At 71.8% G+C, this 16599-nt stretch carries 13 protein-coding genes, 1 pseudogene and 1 riboswitch; all 14 genes and pseudogenes read left to right on the plus strand.

Features of this window, described 5'->3' with window-relative positions:
- Positions 1 to 18: 18 nt before the first annotated feature.
- Positions 19 to 1398, plus strand: a pseudogene (locus U9979_RS12315) (cobaltochelatase subunit CobN); the annotation flags it as partial.
- A 58-nt stretch (positions 1399 to 1456) separates the two neighbouring features.
- Positions 1457 to 1584: riboswitch (cobalamin riboswitch) on the plus strand.
- A 147-nt stretch (positions 1585 to 1731) separates the two neighbouring features.
- Positions 1732 to 3843: a VWA domain-containing protein gene (locus U9979_RS12320; RefSeq protein WP_322779499.1), complete on the plus strand. Its 2112-nt coding sequence runs from the start codon at positions 1732 to 1734 to the stop codon at positions 3841 to 3843.
- A gap of 2 nt (positions 3844 to 3845) precedes the next feature.
- Positions 3846 to 4451 (plus strand): cob(I)yrinic acid a,c-diamide adenosyltransferase, encoded by a 606-nt coding sequence (gene cobO, locus U9979_RS12325; RefSeq protein WP_322779500.1) that lies wholly within the window; start codon positions 3846 to 3848, stop codon positions 4449 to 4451.
- Positions 4445 to 5920: a cobyrinate a,c-diamide synthase gene (locus U9979_RS12330; protein ID WP_322779501.1), complete on the plus strand. Its 1476-nt coding sequence runs from the start codon at positions 4445 to 4447 to the stop codon at positions 5918 to 5920. Before cobO ends, U9979_RS12330 begins: the two co-directional genes overlap by 7 nt.
- 23 nt (positions 5921 to 5943) lie before the next feature.
- Positions 5944 to 6783, plus strand: a complete 840-nt coding sequence (locus U9979_RS12335) for a precorrin-2 C(20)-methyltransferase (RefSeq protein ID WP_322779502.1) — start codon at positions 5944 to 5946, stop codon at positions 6781 to 6783.
- The gene (cobM, locus tag U9979_RS12340; protein WP_322779503.1) at positions 6771 to 7664 is read left to right on the plus strand and encodes a precorrin-4 C(11)-methyltransferase; all 894 of its coding nucleotides are present in this window, start codon (positions 6771 to 6773) and stop codon (positions 7662 to 7664) included. The genes U9979_RS12335 and cobM overlap by 13 nt, the downstream gene beginning before the upstream one ends.
- Positions 7661 to 8842 (plus strand): cobalt-precorrin-5B (C(1))-methyltransferase, encoded by a 1182-nt coding sequence (locus U9979_RS12345; RefSeq protein ID WP_322779504.1) that lies wholly within the window; start codon positions 7661 to 7663, stop codon positions 8840 to 8842. The genes cobM and U9979_RS12345 overlap by 4 nt, the downstream gene beginning before the upstream one ends.
- Before the next feature lie 35 nt (positions 8843 to 8877).
- Positions 8878 to 10188 carry a precorrin-6y C5,15-methyltransferase (decarboxylating) subunit CbiE gene (gene cbiE, locus U9979_RS12350; protein ID WP_322779505.1) on the plus strand — a complete coding sequence of 437 codons (1311 nt, stop codon included), beginning with the start codon at positions 8878 to 8880 and terminating at the stop codon, positions 10186 to 10188.
- Positions 10175 to 12010: a precorrin-3B C(17)-methyltransferase gene (gene cobJ, locus U9979_RS12355; RefSeq protein WP_322779506.1), complete on the plus strand. Its 1836-nt coding sequence runs from the start codon at positions 10175 to 10177 to the stop codon at positions 12008 to 12010. Before cbiE ends, cobJ begins: the two co-directional genes overlap by 14 nt.
- Entirely contained in the window at positions 12001 to 12246 is a 246-nt protein-coding gene (locus U9979_RS12360) for an ATP-binding protein (RefSeq protein WP_322768311.1), read from the plus strand. The genes cobJ and U9979_RS12360 overlap by 10 nt, the downstream gene beginning before the upstream one ends.
- Entirely contained in the window at positions 12243 to 12866 is a 624-nt protein-coding gene (locus tag U9979_RS12365) for a precorrin-8X methylmutase (RefSeq protein WP_416220055.1), read from the plus strand. Before U9979_RS12360 ends, U9979_RS12365 begins: the two co-directional genes overlap by 4 nt.
- The gene (locus tag U9979_RS12370; protein WP_322768313.1) at positions 12863 to 13810 is read left to right on the plus strand and encodes a sirohydrochlorin chelatase; all 948 of its coding nucleotides are present in this window, start codon (positions 12863 to 12865) and stop codon (positions 13808 to 13810) included. Before U9979_RS12365 ends, U9979_RS12370 begins: the two co-directional genes overlap by 4 nt.
- 94 nt (positions 13811 to 13904) lie before the next feature.
- Positions 13905 to 16109 (plus strand): MMPL family transporter, encoded by a 2205-nt coding sequence (locus tag U9979_RS12375; protein ID WP_322779508.1) that lies wholly within the window; start codon positions 13905 to 13907, stop codon positions 16107 to 16109.
- Positions 16110 to 16281: 172 nt separating this feature from the next.
- Complete coding sequence (locus U9979_RS12380; RefSeq protein WP_416220057.1) at positions 16282 to 16530, plus strand: metal-sensitive transcriptional regulator; 249 nt, start codon at positions 16282 to 16284, stop codon at positions 16528 to 16530.
- Positions 16531 to 16599: the final 69 nt, after the last annotated feature.

The raw sequence follows: 16599 nt of genomic DNA on the forward strand, positions 1-16599 counted from the left end.
AGATGTGTATAAGAGAAGGTGCTGGTGTTCGCCGCGTCCGAGGTGGTGCCGCGCCTGGACCGCACCCCGGACGAGATCACTGCCGTACTCCGGGCGCTCGGTGGCGGGTTCGTGCCGCCGGGGCCGTCGGGGTCACCCACCCGCGGGCTGGTCAACGTGCTGCCGACCGGGCGGAACTTCTACTCGGTCGATCCGAAGGCGATCCCGTCCAGACTGGCCTGGGAGACCGGCCGCGCACTCGCCGACTCGCTGCTCGCCCGCCACCTCGCCGACACCGGGAGCTATCCGTCCTCGGTGGGACTGACCGTCTGGGGCACGTCCGCGATGCGTACGCAAGGTGACGACATTGCGGAAGTGCTGGCGCTGCTCGGCTGCCGGCCGACCTGGGACGACGCGTCCCGGCGGGTCACCGGCTTCGAGGTGGTACCGCTTGCCGAGCTCGGCCGGCCGCGGGTGGACGTGGTCGTGCGGATCTCCGGCTTCTTCCGGGATGCCTTCCCCCACATTGTCACGCTGCTCGACGACGCGGTGAGCACCGTCGCGGCCCTCGACGAGGAGGCGGATGCCGACAACGCACTCGCCGCCCACGTGCGAGCCGATCTGCGCGCCGCTCCCGGTGACCGGCGGCGGGCCACGACCCGTATCTTCGGGTCGAAGCCGGGGGCCTACGGCGCCGGTCTCCTGCCCCTGATCGACTCGCGCGAGTGGCGTTCGGACGCCGACCTTGCCGAGGTGTACGCGGTGTGGGGCGGCTACGCCTACGGCCGCGACCTCGACGGGCGGGAGGCCCGAGCCGACATGGAGCAGGCGTTCCGTCGCATCCAGGTGGCCGTGAAGAATCAGGACACCCGCGAGCACGACCTGGTCGACTCCGACGACTACTTTCAGTACCACGGCGGGATGGTCGCGGCGGTCCGCGCGCTCACGGGCGCGTCACCGGCGGCCTACGTGGGGGACAGCGCCATGCCGGACGCGGTGAAGACCCGCACGTTGCAGGAGGAGACCCACCGGGTGTTCCGGGCCCGGGTGGTGAATCCGCGCTGGATCGCGGCGATGCGCCGCCACGGTTACAAGGGCGCGTTCGAACTGGCGGCGACCGTCGACTACCTGTTCGGCTATGACGCGACCGCGGGTGTCGTGCAGGACTGGATGTACGAGTCGTTGGCCGCCTCCTATGTGTTCGACCCCGAAACCCGCGACTTCATGCAAACGTCCAATCCGTGGGCGCTGCGCGGCATCGCTGAACGCCTGCTGGAAGCCGCCGACCGCGGCCTGTGGGAAAAACCCGACGCCACCACCATCGACGGACTCCGCCAGACCTACCTGGAGCTCGAAGGTGACCTTGAAGGCGGCGTTGCGGGCGGCCTTGCGGGCGGCCTTGAAAGCCGCGAAGGATAACCCGTCGGACCGTCGCTATGACCGTAGGTGTGCCATGCTGAGGAACGCGACGGCAGTGGAGGAAGCCGGTGGGAATCCGGCGCGGTCCCGCCACTGTCACCGGGGAGCAACCCCTCACCGTACGTCACGGCCGCGAGAGCGGTTGGAAGGCCGAGGGGGCGCGCTGATCCGGAAGTCAGGATACTCCGGCCGTCCGCACCGTTACCGAGGGCGAGGAAACCCGAGGGAGGACCGCGGTATGCCAACGCACGCCCGCCGGCTCGTGATCGGCCGGCTCGTGATCGGCCGGCTCGTGATCGATACGGAGTCCGGCGCACACCGGCACAGGGCACGATGACGGCCTACCCGTTGTCCGCGGTGGTGGGCATGGACGACCTGCGGCTCGCGCTCGTCCTCAACGCGGTGTCCCCGGCGATCGGCGGGGTCCTCGTCCGCGGCGAGAAGGGCACGGCCAAGTCGACCGCGGTCCGAGGGCTCGCCGCGTTGCTCCCACCGGTGAACGTGGTAACCGGCTGCCGGTTCTCCTGTGACCCGGCCGCGGTCGACCCCGACTGCCCGGACGGCCCGCATCCACCGGAGGCGCGGCCGAGCACCCGGGCGGCGCGCCTGGTGGAGCTGCCGGTCGGCGCCTCCGAGGACAGGGTCACCGGAGCGATCGACCTCGACCGGGCGCTCGCCGAAGGCGTCACCTCGCTGCGGCCGGGGTTGCTCGCCGCCGCCCATCGCGGCCTGCTCTACGTCGACGAGGTCAACCTCCTGCACGACCATCTCGTCGACCTGCTGCTGGACGCGGCCGCCCTCGGTGTCGCCCACGTGGAACGTGACGGGGTGTCGGTGCGCCATGCAGCCCGCTTCCTGCTGGTCGGGACGATGAACCCCGAAGAAGGTGAGCTGCGCCCGCAGTTGCTGGACCGCTTCGGACTGACCGTCGAGGTCGCCGCCAGCCGACAGCCGCCGGTGCGGGCCGAGGTGGTGCGCCGCAGGCTGGCCTACGACGCCGACCCCGACGCCTTCGCCGCTCGCTGGGCGGTGCAGGAGACCGTCCTGGCCGCCCGGATCGCCACCGCCCGCGACCGGCTGCCCGCTGTCGAACTGCCCGACTCCGCACTGCGCCAGGTCACCGCGGTGTGTGCGGCGTTCGACGTGGACGGGATGCGCGCGGACGTGGTCGTGGCACGCACCGCGATCGCGCTGGCCGCCTGGGAGGGCCGGGAGACCGTCGACGCCGACGACGTCCGCCGGGCCGCCCGCCTGGCCCTGCCGCACCGCTGCCGCCGTGGCCCGTTCGACGCGCCCGGCCTGGACGAAGACGCCCTGACCAAGGCGTTGGACGACGCGTTGGACGAGGCTGCGCACGAGCACGCGGAGGAGTCCCCCACCGGTCCGGACCCGGACCCCGACATGGACCCGGACATGGACCCGGATCGCCCCCCGTCGCCCGGTGGCGGTGGTGGCGGTGGTGGCGGTGGTGGACGCGGCGGGCCGACGTCCAGCGGGCCGGAAACGACAGCGGAGCGGACGGCCGAGTCGGATGTCGTCCCATCCCCGCGTTCCGCGGAACACGATGCCCCGGAACAGGATGCCGGGGAATACCGCGCCACGGCGGGGCAGGGGCAGGGGCGCCAGGAGCGACGTGCAGGCACGCCCGGCCCGTCGTTTCGCCCGCGCCGGCTGGAGATCCCAGACACCGGAACGCCGCTGGGCGCGCCCGGCCGCCGCTCACGCGCCCGCACCTCGCACGGCGCGGTCGTCACGAGCTCCCCGGACGCACCCGGCCTGCACCTGCTGGCGACCCTGCGGGCAGCCGCGCCCTGGCAGCACGCCCGCGGGCGGGTAGGCCCGGGGCTCGCACTACGTCCCACCGACCGGCGCGGTGCGGTCCGGGCGGGACGTGAGGGCAACCTGGTCCTGTTCCTGGTGGACGCCAGCGGTTCGATGGCCGCCCGCGCCCGCATGCGTACGGTCACCACCGCCGTGCTGTCCCTCCTGCTCGACGCCTACCAGCGCCGCGACCGGGTCGGAATGATCACTTTCAGGGGTTCCGGCGCCGATCTCGTCCTCCCCCCGACATCGAGTGTGGAGGTGGGCGCGGCGCGGCTCGCGTCCCTGCCGACTGGCGGGCGGACCCCGCTGGCAGCCGGGCTTACCCGCGCCGGCGAGGTCCTCGCGGCCGAACGCCGCCGCGACCCGGACCGACGTCCGCTGCTGATCGTCGTCACCGACGGCCGTGCCACCGCCGGGCCGGACCCGCTCACCCCCGCGCGGGCGCTGGCTCGTCGCGGCCTAGCGAGCATCGTCGTCGACTGCGAGAGCGGGTACGTGCGCCTGGGCCTGGCCGACCGCCTCGCGACCGCGCTCGGCGGCACGACCATCCCGATCGACGCGCTGGCGGCCGCGACCAACCGCGCGACCAGCCGCACGACCAGCCGGCGCAGGGCTGCCTAGCCATGCCACAGGGACAGCCATCCGTCGTGCCCGACGACGGCCTGACGACCCGGGCGCGCCGGGACAGGGCACTGCTGATCGTTCACACGGGTGAGGGCAAGGGGAAGTCGACCGCGGCGTTCGGGCTCGCGCTGCGCGGCTGGGCGCAGGGCTGGGACGTCGGGGTGTTCCAGTTCGTCAAGTCCGCGAAATGGCGGATCGGGGAGGAACGGGCACTGCGCACCCTGGCCGCCGGCGGCGAGGGCGGGGACATCACCTGGCACAAGATGGGCGAGGGATGGAGCTGGGTGCAGGCCCGGATCGACCCCGCCGCCGACCCCGCCGAGGCCGCCCGGGAGGGCTGGGCGCAGATCTGCCGGGACCTGGCCGCCCAGACCTACCGGCTCTACGTCCTCGACGAGCTGACCTACCCGCTGAAGTGGGGATGGATCGACACCGACGAGGTCATCGAGGTGCTGCGTACCCGTCCGGGACGCCAGCATGTCGTCATCACCGGGCGCGCCGCCCCGCCCGCGCTGATCGACGCCGCCGACCTGGTCACCGAGATGACCAAGGTGAAGCATCCGATGGACGCCGGGCAGAAGGGCCAACGGGGGATCGAATGGTAGCCCCGCCTGTCCCGCTGCCACCGCGGCTGATGATCGCCGCCCCGGCCAGCGGCGCCGGCAAGACCACGGTGGCGACCGGGCTGATGGCCGCGTTCACCGCCCGCGGCCTGCGGGTGTCCCCGCACAAGGTCGGGCCCGACTACATCGACCCGACCTATCACACCATCGCCAGCAGGCGCCCCGGCCGCAACCTCGACGCCGTGCTGTGCGGGGAGCATCGGATCGCACCGCTGTTCGCCCACGGCGCGCGCAACGCCGACATCGCCATCGTGGAAGGCGTGATGGGCCTGTTCGACGGGGTGTCGGTGCCCGAAGCCGGTCAGCCCGCCGACTTCGCCTCGGCCGCCCATGTGGCCCGGCTGACCGGCGCCCCGGTCGTGCTGGTGGTCGACGCGTCCGCGGTGGGCCGCTCGGTGGCCGCGACCGTGCACGGCTTCGCCACCTGGGACGAGCGGGTACGCCTGGGCGGAGTGGTGTTCAACCGGGTCGGTTCGCCCGGCCACGAACGGCTGTTGCGGGACGCGGTCGCGGGTCTCGGCGTCACCGTGCTGGGCGTGCTGCGCCGCGACGATCGGGCCGCGGTGCCATCCCGCCATCTCGGGCTGGTGCCCGCGGCCGAACGCGCGTCCGCGGCGGCGCAGGTTGTCGCCGCGCTCGGCACGCTGGTCGCCGCATCATGCGATCTTGATGCCGTGCTCGCCCTCGCCCGGTCGGCGCCGGCACTGAACGTGGCGCCATGGTCGCCATCCAACATAATTCATGACGTTAAGTCGGCGGTGCCGGCGGTATCGGCGGTATCAGCGGTGGGCCGGCCGGTGCGGATCGCGGTCACGGGCGGGCCGGCGTTCACTTTCGGTTATGCCGAGCAGGGTGAGCTGCTGCTCGCCGCGGGAGCAGAGGTGGTCACCGTCGATCCGCTGCGTGACGAGAATCTTCCAACAGGCTGCGACGGATTGATCATCGGTGGGGGATTCCCGGAGGAACACGCACCCGAGCTCGCCGCGAATGCGGCCCTGCGCGCCGACGTGGCGGCACTGGCGGGAAGGGGCGCGCCGGTCAGCGCCGAGTGCGCGGGCCTGCTCTACCTCGCCCGATCCCTGGACGGGCATCCGATGTGCGGGGTTCTCGACGTCGACACCGCTATGACCCCTCGGCTCACCCTTGGTTACCGCCGAGCCGTGGCCGCCTGCGACAGCCCGATCGCCGAAGCCGGCACCCCGGTGACCGCCCACGAGTTCCACCGCACATCGGTATTGACCACGCAGCACCGGACGGCACGCTCTGCCTGGCAGATCGGCGGCCGCCCAGCAGGCGACGAGCCCGACGAGCCCGACGAGCGGACCGAAGGCTTCGTGCACGGCGGGGTCCACGCGTCCTACCTGCATCTGCACTGGGCGGGTGTACCCGGCGTGGCCGCACGGTTCGTCGCGGCGGCACGGCAGGCGAGAGGGCCGCAATGGACGGCATAGGCGGGATGGACAGGACAGGCGGGATGGACGCGCAGCCTGCTCCGGCGGGCGACCGCGTACGGACGGGCAGCCGTCTGATCGGGGTCGGTGTGGGTCCCGGCGATCCGGACCTGATCACGGTCAAGGCGGTCGGTGTCCTGGAGCGGGCCGATGTCGTGTTCGTCCCGGTGAGCGAGGGAACGCCGCCGCCGGGGCGGGCCGAGGCAACCGTGCGCGCACACGTCACCCATGACCGGATTCGCCGCCTGCCGTTCCGGATGACCGGCGACGCCGACTACGACACCCCGGCCGGGGTGGTCGCCCAGGCGCTGCGCACACATCCGGGAAGCCGTCCGGGAAGCCGTCCGGGAAGCCGTCCGGGAGGGAGCCCGGGGGGCAGCCGGGGGGGAGTCGTCGCGTTCGCCACGATCGGCGACCCCAACGTCTACTCGACCTTCACCACGCTGGCCGCCCGGGTGCGGGCACTGCTACCCGACGTCGTCGTCGAGACCGTTCCCGGCATCATGGCGCTGCAGGATCTCGCCGCCCGGTCCGGCACGGTGCTGGCGGTGGGCACCGAGACGGTGGCGCTGCTGCCGCTGACCGCCGGGGTGGACGCCTACCGGCGGGCCGTGGCCGACCACGACACGGTCATCGCCTACAAGGGCGGCCGGGCGCTGCCGCAGGTCCTCGACATCCTCGCCGAAGCCGACCGGCTCGGCGGCACAGGTGACGCGACCGGCACGGGCGGCACAGCCGTCTACGGCGCTTCGCTGGGTCTGGCGGACTGCGACGTCCGCCAGGCGGGTGAGCTGCCCCGAGACCAGCCCGGCCCCTACCTGTCCACGGTGATCTCAACCCGGAGGCGACAGTGGCCGACCTGACCGAAACAGCGGCCGGGGCCACACCAGCGCCACGCGGCCGGGTGACGTTCGTCGGGGCCGGCCCCGGCGCCGCGGACCTGCTCACCCTGCGCGGCGCACGGATGATCAGCGAGGCGGATGTGGTCATCTGGGCGTCCTCACTGGTGCACCCGGACGTGCTCGCCCACGCCCGCGACGACGCCGAGATCATCGACTCGGCCGGACTACCGCTCGAAGGCGTCCGGGACGTCTACCGGCGGGCGGCGCGTGACGGGCTTGCCGTGGCCCGGATCCACTCCGGCGACCCGGCGCTGTGGGGAGCGGTGCAGGAGCAGCTGGAGGTCTGCGCCGCACTCGGGCTCGCCACCGCGATCGTGCCCGGGGTCAGCAGCTTCACCGCCGCCGCCGCGTCCATCCAACGCGAACTGACCATTCCCGAGGTGGCACAGTCGGTGATCCTGACCCGGCTCGGCGGCGGCAAGACCCCGATGCCCGCGGGCGAGGAGATCGCCGGCTTCGCGCGGCACGGCACGACGATGGCGCTGTTCCTGTCGGCGGCCCGATCCGGTCAGCTCCAGGACGAGCTCACCGACGGTGGTTATCCGCCGGACACGCCCTGTGTGATCGCCTACCGGGTGAGTTGGCCGGATGAACTGATCGTGCGGTGCGCACTTGCGGACCTCGCAGCCACCGTCCGTGCGCACAAACTGTGGAAGCACACCCTGGTGCTGGTCGGCCCGGCGCTGGCGGCGGGTGGCACCCGCTCGCACCTCTACCACCCCGGCCATTTTCACGGGTTCCGCAAGGCCGAACGGACCGCCCGGGTGGCGCTGCGGGCCCATGACCGGGCCCACGACCGGACCCACGACCGTCCGCGGGAAGCCGGAGAGCAACCGGCGTGAACCCCCATGAACCGGCTCCCCAGCTGGTCCCGCTGCGTGAGCCTGATCTGCCGCGCACCGCCAAGGTCCGGCCGGACGCGCTGCGCACCGGATGGACCACCGGGACGTGTTCGGCCGCCGCGGCGAAAGCCGCGAGCGCGGCCCTGGTCTCCGGGATCGTGCAGCGGGCGGTCACCGTGAGCCTGCCAGCCGGCGGGCTGGTCTCCTTTGCGGTCGAGCGGTGCGTGGTCGATGCCGGACGAACCGCCGAGGCCGTCGTGATCAAGGATGCCGGGGACGATCCGGACGTCACCCACGGCGCACACCTGACCGCGACGGTGACCTGGCGGACGCGGACCGGAATCGAGATCGACGGTGGAACCGGCGTCGGCGTCGTCACGAAACCCGGTCTCGGCCTGCCCGTCGGCGAAGCGGCGATCAACCCGGTGCCCCGATCGATGATCACACGGTCGGTCGCGGAGGTCGTCGACCTGGACACCCGCGGGTTACGGGTGGTGATCAGCGTGCCGGATGGGGAGCGGATGGCGCGGCGGACCACCAACGCCCGGCTGGGCATCATCGGCGGGATCTCGATCCTCGGCACCACCGGCATCGTGCGGCCCTTCTCCACCGCGTCATGGCGGGCCTCGGTGGAACAGGCCGTGGCGGTCGCCGCCGCCCAGCAGCAGTGCACGGTCGTGCTCGCCACCGGCGGGCGCACCGAGAAGGCGGCCATCGGGCTGCTACCGGCGCTGCCCGAGGTGTGCTTCGTCGAGGTCGGCGACTTCACCGGAGCGGCCCTGCGCCGCGCGGTCGAGGTGGGCATGACCGACGTGGTCTTCGTCGGCATGGCCGGCAAGCTCACCAAGCTGGCCGCGGGCATCCTGATGACGCACTACACCCGGTCGAAGGTCTCCCCGGACCTGCTCGCCGGGATCACCGCGGACGCCGGTGGCGACGCGGCGCTGGTGGCCGCGGTCGCCGTTGCCAACACCGCGCGCCACGCCCATGAGCTGTGGGAGACCGCCGGCCTGCTGCGGGCAGCCGGCGACCTGCTCTGTGCCCGGGTCGCGGGCGTTCTCGTCCGGTTCACCGAGGGACGTCTGCGGGCCCGGGTCGCCATGGTCGACTTCACCGGGATGTCCTGCGTCGCCGCGACGGAACAGACATGGGTCGGGCCATGCAGGTCGACACCATGAATCGGGTGACGGTGAACCGCGTGATGGTGAATCGGGTGACGGTGAACCGCGTGATGGTGAATCGGGTGACGGTGATCGGCTGGGACGGGCGTCCGCTCACCGCCGCCGCGGTCCACGCGTTGAGCACCGCCTCGGTGGTGGTCGGCGGGCGTCGCCATCTCGATGCGGTCGCGCCACTTCTGGCCACAGGAGTGGCGGCGATCACCCTTGGTAACGTCGCGGCGGGCCTGGCTGAACTGAACGCCCACCTGGCCGCCGACGGTGGCCCGGCGGTGGTCCTGGCCAGCGGTGACCCGGGGTTCTTCGGCATCGTCCGGGCGCTGCGCCGGCTCCGTCTCGACATCGAGGTGCTGCCCGCGACGTCCTCGGTCACCCTCGCCTTCGCGCGTGCCGGGCTGCCGTGGGACGACGCCCTGGTACTCAGCGCGCACGGTCGCCGCCTGGACCGGGCCATCAACGCCTGCCGCGCCCATCCATGCGTGGCCGTGCTGACCGGACCGGGCGGCGACCCGGCCATCCTCGGCGCCGCGCTGACGGCGCTGCCGCGCCGGATGTTCGTCGCCGAGGATCTCGGGATGCCCACCGAACGGACCACCTGGTGCACGCCACCGCAAGCCGCGGCACGTCGCGACTGGCGAGATCCGAACGTGGTCATCGTGGTGGACACCAGCGTCCATGACACCAACGTCCATGGCACCGACCGGGTCACGCCGGACCGACCCACGACCGAAGATCACGACTCGGCTGGATGGATCTTTCCGCGCCGGGCGTCACCACCGGGCTGGGCGTTGCCCGAGGCCGCGTTCACCCATCGCGACTCGATGATCAGCAAGGCCGAGGTGCGGGCGGTGGCACTGGCCCACCTCGGCCCCGGACCCGGCGATCTCATCTGGGACGTCGGTGCCGGCAGCGGATCGGTTGCGGTGGAATGCGCCCGTCTCGGTGCGGGGGCCATAGCCGTCGACCACGATACGGATGCCTGTGAACGCACCCGGGCGAACGCGTACGCGCACCGGGTGTCCGTCGAGGTCATCCGGGGCGCCGCCCCGGACGCGCTCACCGAGCTGCCCACACCCGACGCGGTGTTCGTCGGCGGTGGCGGACCGGATGTGGTCGCGGCCTGCGCCCGGCGGGCCCGGCGGATCGTGGTCGTCGCCCTGGCCGCCCTCGACCGGGTTCGACCCAGCTGGGATGCGCTGGCCTGCGCCGGTCTCGACGTCGCCGGCACTCAGCTCGCCGCAGCCCGACTACGACCGTTACCCGACGGTGCGCTACGGCTCGCGGCGACCAACCCGGTCGTCCTGTTGTGGGGAGCACACACTGGGAATCAGCATGATCCACGATAGCCGGGATGGCGATCGCGAAGGTGTCGGTCGCCACGGTGTCGGTCTGGTCGCGGTGACCGCGGCCGGACGCGCCGCCGCTGCGGAGCTCGCCCGGGTCTGGCCCGACGCCCGGGTGTACGACGGCACGGCCCGCGAGGCGCTCGCCGCCGCGGTCACCGAGTGCGCCGGCGTCGTGTGCTTTCTCGCCACCGGCGCGACGGTGCGGCTGCTCGCCGCGGCTGATCTGCTCACCGGCAAGGCCAGCGACCCGGGTGTGGTCTGCGTGGACGAGGCCCGGCGGTGGGCGGTCGCCCTGGTCGGCGGGCACAGCGGTGGTGCCAACGCGCTCGCCGAACGTGTCGCCGCCGCGCTGGGCGCGACCGCCGTTGTGACCACCGCCAGCGACGCATCGGGCGCAGCGGCACTCGACTCGTTCGGCGCCGATGTGGGGCTACGGGTCGAGCCGGGCTCACGCCTGGCGACGGTGGGCGCGGCGGTGCTCTCCGGTGAGCCCGTGACGATGTACGCCGACGCCACCTGGCCGCTGCCACCGCTACCGGCGACGGTTCGCCAACTCGGCACACCGCTGTGGACCCGACGCGACGATCAGCCCGACAGCGCACCATCCATCATCATCACCGATCGCGTGATCACAGACCCTGTGATCACCGGTCGGACGGTTGTTTATCGGCCGCCGAGCCTGATCGTCGGAGTCGGCGCAAGCCGCGGCGCGCCCGAACAGGAGATCCTCGACCTCGTCGATCGCGCACTGGCCGATGCGGGCCTGTCGCCGCTGGCCGTGCGCCACCTCGCCACGGTCGACGTCAAACGCGACGAGGCCGGCATCGTCGCGGCAGCCCGCACCCGGGGCTGGCCGCTGGTGTTCCACCCGGCCGCGCTGCTCGCGACCGTCGACGTACCGAATCCCTCCGAGGTGGTCCGGGCCGCCGTCGGCACGCCGAGTGTCGCCGAGGCGGCGAGCCTGCTGGGCGCCGACGGCGCTACGACTGACAGTGCCGAGCTGGTCGTGTCCAAGCGGGCGAGCGCGCATGCGACCGTGGCGGTGGCCCGCCATCGTCCCCGCGGCCGGCTGGCGATCGTCGGCCTCGGCCCGGGGGACCGGGACCTGCTCACCCCGTATGCTGCGCGCGAACTCGCCCGAGCCAGCGTGATCGTCGGCCTGGACCAGTACGTCGACTCCGTCGCCGACCTGATCCGACCAGGCACGCGGGTGCTGGCCAGCGGTCTGGGCTCGGAGGAGGCACGGGCCGCCGTGGCGGTCGAGGCGGCCCGTGCCGGCCATGCGGTCGCTCTGATCGGCAGTGGGGATGCCGGGGTGTATGCGATGGGCAGCCCCACCCTGGAGCGGGCCGACAGCTCCTTCGACGTGGTGGGGGTACCCGGGGTGACGGCGGCGCTGTCCGCCGCGGCGCTGCTCGGTGCGCCGCTCGGCCACGACCACGCGATGATCAGCCTGTCAGATCTGCACACACCGTGGGATGTGATCGAACGGCGGGTCACCGCGGCAGCCGAAGCCGATCTCGTCGTCGCCTTCTACAATCCGCGGAGCCGGACCCGGACCTGGCAGCTGCCGCGCGCACTGGAGTTGCTGGCCGCCCACCGGCCGCCCTCGACTCCGGTCGGGATCGTCACCGAGGCCTTCCGCCCCGGTCAGCAGGTCAGCCTCACCACCATCGCGGACCTGGCCGACGCCACGACCAGCGGTGCCACGGCCAACGGTCTGGATCGTGTCGGCATGACCACGACGGTCGTGGTCGGCAGCACCCAGACCCGTGTCGTCGCGGGTCGCATCGTCACGCCGAGGGGCTACCGATGGAGCTGATCTACCGGGTTGATGCGCAGGGATGCGCGGGATGTGGTGCCTGCCTGGTCACCTGTCCCGAACACGCGGTGCGCCCTGGGCCGACGCGCCCCGGCGGTGGCCGGGCACCGGTCATCCTCACCGACCGCTGTACCGGCTGCGGAGAGTGCGCGGAGATCTGCCCGGTCGACGCGATCGACGCCGTGATCCTTTCGGGGGCGCTGATCTACGTGGAGTCACCGGCGGTCGGACGATGAACCGGGTGGCGCATCCGATCGAACGGCGGTCATACGACATCGCGCGGACGCGCCTCGCCGCGACCGGGCTGGACACCGCGGCGCTGCCGCCCTGGACCCGCGCGGTCGTCGAACGGGTCGTCCATGCCAGCGCCGACATCGCCTACGCCACCGACCTGGTCTGCGACGAGGCTGCTCTGTGTGGCGCCGTCGACGCGTTGGCCGCTGGTGCACCGATCGTCGTCGACGTACGCATGACGGCCGCGGGGATCACCACCGGGAACGTGGTGTGCCGCCTCGGTGACGTGGATGCCGGCGACGCCGCCCGCGCCGGGCTCACGCGGTCCGCCGCGGCCGTCGGACTCGCCCTCGACGAGGTGGGGCCGGGTGCCGTGTGGGTGATCGGATGCGCGCCGACCGCCCTGGAACGGCTGCTGAGGGTGGCCGACGTCGCCCGGCCCGCGCTGGTGATCGGCCTGCCCGTCGGTTTCGTCGGAGCGGTCGAGGCCAAGGACGCGCTGCGCGCAGCCGGTCTGCCGGCCATCTCGAACCGGTCGGAGAAGGGCGGGGCGGCAGTCGCCGCCGCGGCGCTGAACGCGCTGTTGTATGACACGCTGTTGTATAAGGGGTTGCGGTCGTGACGGATGGGGACTCGCGACCGGGCCGATCGGAACCGGCGCTGCTGATCGTCGGGCACGGGACGCGCAGCGCTGGCGGGGTGTCGCAGTTTCAGACCTTCGTCGACCTGGTCCGCACCCGGGCCGGTGGAACGCCGGTGGACGGCGGCTTCATCGAGCTGTCACGCCCGCCGGTGGCCGATGTGGTCGCCCGGTTCGTCGCCGCCGGGCAGCACCGGCTCGCGGTGGTGCCGCTGACATTGGTGGCCGCCGGGCACGCCAAGGGTGACATCCCGGCTGCGCTCGCCCGCGAACGCGCCCGCCATCCCAGCCTTGACTACACCTACGGACGGCCGTTGGGCCCGCATCCGACGCTGCTGGCGGCGCTCGACGAGCGGATCGCGACGGTCTGCTCCCGCGCTGAACGCGCGCAGACAACCGTGCTGCTGGTCAGCCGCGGATCCACCGATCCCGATGCCAACGCCGAGGTCGCCAAGGTCGCCCGCCTGCTGTGGGAGGGACGTGGCTTCGCCGGCGTGGAACCTGCGTTCATCAGCCTGGCCGAACCGGGGGTTCCGGCCGGCCTCGACCGCTGCGCCCGCCTCGGCGCGTCCCGGATCGTGGTGGCGCCGTACTTCCTGTTCACCGGCGTGCTCCCGGACCGTGTGATCGCCCAGGCTCGCGGCTGGGCTGCGCGGAATCCCACCGTCGACCTGCGCTGCGCGGGCCTGCTCGGTGACCACGACGGCCTGGTCGACCTGGTGCTCGAACGCTTTCACGAGGCGCTCGACGGCGACATCCGGATGAACTGCGACACCTGCCTGTACCGGGTGGCGCTGCCCGGTTTCGAACATCGGGTCGGCGCGCCGCAGACCCCGCACGACCACCCCGACGACCCGACACACCCGTCCGGTCACCATCAGCACCATGGTCACGGCCATCACCCGCACCCGGCGCCCATCACCTGAGAACGAGCCGCTCCCCTTCGCACAAAGATACCCATGGGGGTATCGTTGCGGCTTCGCGAGTACCCCAGGGGGTATCGCTGCGAGGAGGAATGGCATGACGACGTTTGCTGGAAAAACCCAGCAGGACGAACAGGTCCCGGCACCCGAGGTCGGTCCAGCTGAGGTCGGTCCAGCTGCGGGCCGCCCAGCTGCGGGCCGCCCAGGGCCGCTCGGCCGTCTGGGCGGATGGACCGCCACCCACTTTCGGACGGTCGCCGTCGGGTGGCTGATACTGGTTGCCGTCCTCGGGGCATGTGCGCCCCAGGTGACGTCCGTGCTGTCTGGTGCGGGTTGGCAGGCCAACGGGTCGGAGTCGGTCACGGTCCGCGAACTCGCCCGTGAACACTTCGGCGGCAACGCATCATCCGCGCTACAGGTGGTCATCACCGCCGACCGGCCCGTCACCGATCCGTCCGTGCAGACGGTCATCGAGCAGGCCACCGGGATACTCCACAACGACCGCCGTATCTCGGAGGTAATACCACCTCAGCCCGGCGTGAGCATCAGCCAGGACGGCCACACCGCGATCCTGCTGGGCGGTGCGGGTGCCGGCACGGACGACATGGTGCGCGCGGCTGAGGCAGTGAAAGACCCGCTGCGAGCGCTGTCCGGTAACGGCGTCACCGTGCGCGCGACGGGCTCGTCGACGATGTGGAGCGACTTCAACGCCGCCAACCTGAGCGCGATGATCCGCGCCGAGGTGCTGTCCTGGCCGGTGACGCTGGCCGTCATGGTGATCGCCTTTGGTTCGCTCGTGGCGGCCGGGCTGCCCCTGCTGTTGACCATGGCCGGCCTGGTCGCAGCCGTAGGCTCACTGGTTCTGATCACACATCTCGCGTCGATCTCGATCTGGGCCATGGACTTCGCGTTGATGTTCGCGCTCGCGCTGGGGATCGACTATGCGCTCTTCCTCGTCATCCGCTTCCGCGCCGGCCTGGCCCGAACCGGCGACCGACACCGAGCGGTGGTCGAGACAATGGACACCGCGGGAAAAGCGGTGCTGCTGTCCGGTATCACAGTGCTGGTGAGCCTGTCCGCGGTCACGCTGGTCCCCTCGCCGGCGATGCGCACCATGGCGGTCGGCATCATGCTGTCGGTCGTGTTCGTGCTCGCCGCGACGCTTACCCTGCTGCCCGCGGTACTGGGCACGCTCGGTCCCCGGGTCAACGGGTTGGCGCTACCGTGGGTGCGCACCGATCAGCAGAGGTCCCCACGGTTCACCGCCTGGGGCGAACGACTCCTGCGCCAACCGCTGCGCTGGGGAGCACTCGGGCTTGCCATCCTGGTCGCACTGGCCATTCCGGTGGCCGGGCTGAGGACCGCGATGCCGTCCATCACCGTCGTGCCCGCGCAGGACAGCTCCCGTGAGGGCTACGAGATCGTGCAGAAGGCGTTCGGTGCCGGCGCTCCGGGCATGCTCCAGATCATCACACCGACCGCCCAGGCCGACGCCACCATCGACCGTCTGCACCGAACCGACGGGATCGCCGCGGTGCGCCCGGCCGTGCCCGCTCGTGACGGTTCGGGGCTGGAGCTGATCCAGGCCATGCCGTCGATGGATCCGTCCAACCCAGCCCTCTCGCGCACCGTCGACGCCCTGCGCGCGACCCTTCCCGACCACGCGCTGGTGGGCGGTGCTGCGGTGGAGAACCGGGACCTCAAGGACGTGCTCGATGCCAGGGCGCCGTTGGTCATCGGTGTCATCCTGGCGCTGGGGTTCCTGCTCCTGCTGGTCGCCCTGGCCGCGCCGTTGGTCGCCGCCCTCGGTACGCTCACCAGCCTCCTTGCCACCGGGGCAGCGTTCGGCGTCGCCACACTCGTCTTCCAGGACGGCCACGGCACGAGCGTGCTCGGCTTCACCTCTCAGGGTTTCCTGGATGGCTGGGGGCCGGTGTTCTTCTTCGCAATGATCTTCGCAATCGCGATGGACTACACCGTCTTCCTGCTCTCCGCGGCCAAGGAACACTTCGAGCGCACCGGCGATGCCCGACGGGCTGTGGTGGGAGCTCTTGGCAGTTCCGGGCGGGTCATCTTCGCCGCCGCCGCCGTCATGGTCGCGGTCTTCTTCACCTTCGCCCTGGCCAAGCCGCTGCCGCCCAAGGAGATGGGCATCGTGCTGGGCACGGCGGTCCTGCTCGACGCGTTCCTCGTCCGCCTCGTTCTGCTGCCCGTCCTGCTCCGGCTGACCGGGAGCGCCGCGTGGTGGAGCCCGGCATGGCTGCGACGGATCCTGCCCGATATCCGCTTCTCACACGACTGAGAGGATCTTCCACAGAACGGAGGATCTTCTGGAGAACAACAGCCGCCGCATATACCCCAAGGGGTACCATGGCAGCTGCTTGGAAGCAGCGGTTCGGATTAGCTGCTCGGATCGGCGGTTTGGATCGGCGGTTTGGATCAGGAGGTGGCCGGTGGAGGCCGACAGCGAGGCGATGAGCCTGGTGCTCAACCGGTTGCGCCGCGCCCAGGGGCAGCTTGCCGGCGTGATCGCCATGATCGAGGCCGGGCGTGACTGCAAGGACGTCGTCACCCAACTCGCCGCGGTCTCCCGCGCTCTGGACCGGGCCGGCTTCAAGATTGTGGCCAGTGGGATGCGGGAGTGTCTGGCCGCCGAGGGCACGAACAACAAACCTCCGCTGACCGAGGAAGAGCTGGAGAAGCTCTTCCTCACTCTGGCCTGACGAGCTCTGGCCTGACGAGCCCGGCGCCGTCCGCGACGCCGGGTCCCTATTGTCGGTCGCTCTAAGCTT

Origin of the sequence: Protofrankia sp. Cas4 (assembly GCF_963555915.1) — a bacterium.
Taxonomy (GTDB): domain Bacteria; phylum Actinomycetota; class Actinomycetes; order Frankiales; family Frankiaceae; genus Protofrankia.

Coding starts and splice junctions, on each gene's coding strand:
- U9979_RS12320 (WP_322779499.1), top strand. CDS start 1,732: ATGACGGCCTACCCGTTGTCCGCGGTGGTGGGCATGGACGACCTGCGG.
- cobO (WP_322779500.1), top strand. CDS start 3,846: ATGCCACAGGGACAGCCATCCGTCGTGCCCGACGACGGCCTGACGACC.
- U9979_RS12330 (WP_322779501.1), top strand. CDS start 4,445: ATGGTAGCCCCGCCTGTCCCGCTGCCACCGCGGCTGATGATCGCCGCC.
- U9979_RS12335 (WP_322779502.1), top strand. CDS start 5,944: ATGGACGCGCAGCCTGCTCCGGCGGGCGACCGCGTACGGACGGGCAGC.
- cobJ (WP_322779506.1), top strand. CDS start 10,175: ATGATCCACGATAGCCGGGATGGCGATCGCGAAGGTGTCGGTCGCCAC.
- U9979_RS12360 (WP_322768311.1), top strand. CDS start 12,001: ATGGAGCTGATCTACCGGGTTGATGCGCAGGGATGCGCGGGATGTGGT.
- U9979_RS12365 (WP_416220055.1), top strand. CDS start 12,243: ATGAACCGGGTGGCGCATCCGATCGAACGGCGGTCATACGACATCGCG.
- U9979_RS12375 (WP_322779508.1), top strand. CDS start 13,905: ATGACGACGTTTGCTGGAAAAACCCAGCAGGACGAACAGGTCCCGGCA.
- U9979_RS12380 (WP_416220057.1), top strand. CDS start 16,282: ATGAGCCTGGTGCTCAACCGGTTGCGCCGCGCCCAGGGGCAGCTTGCC.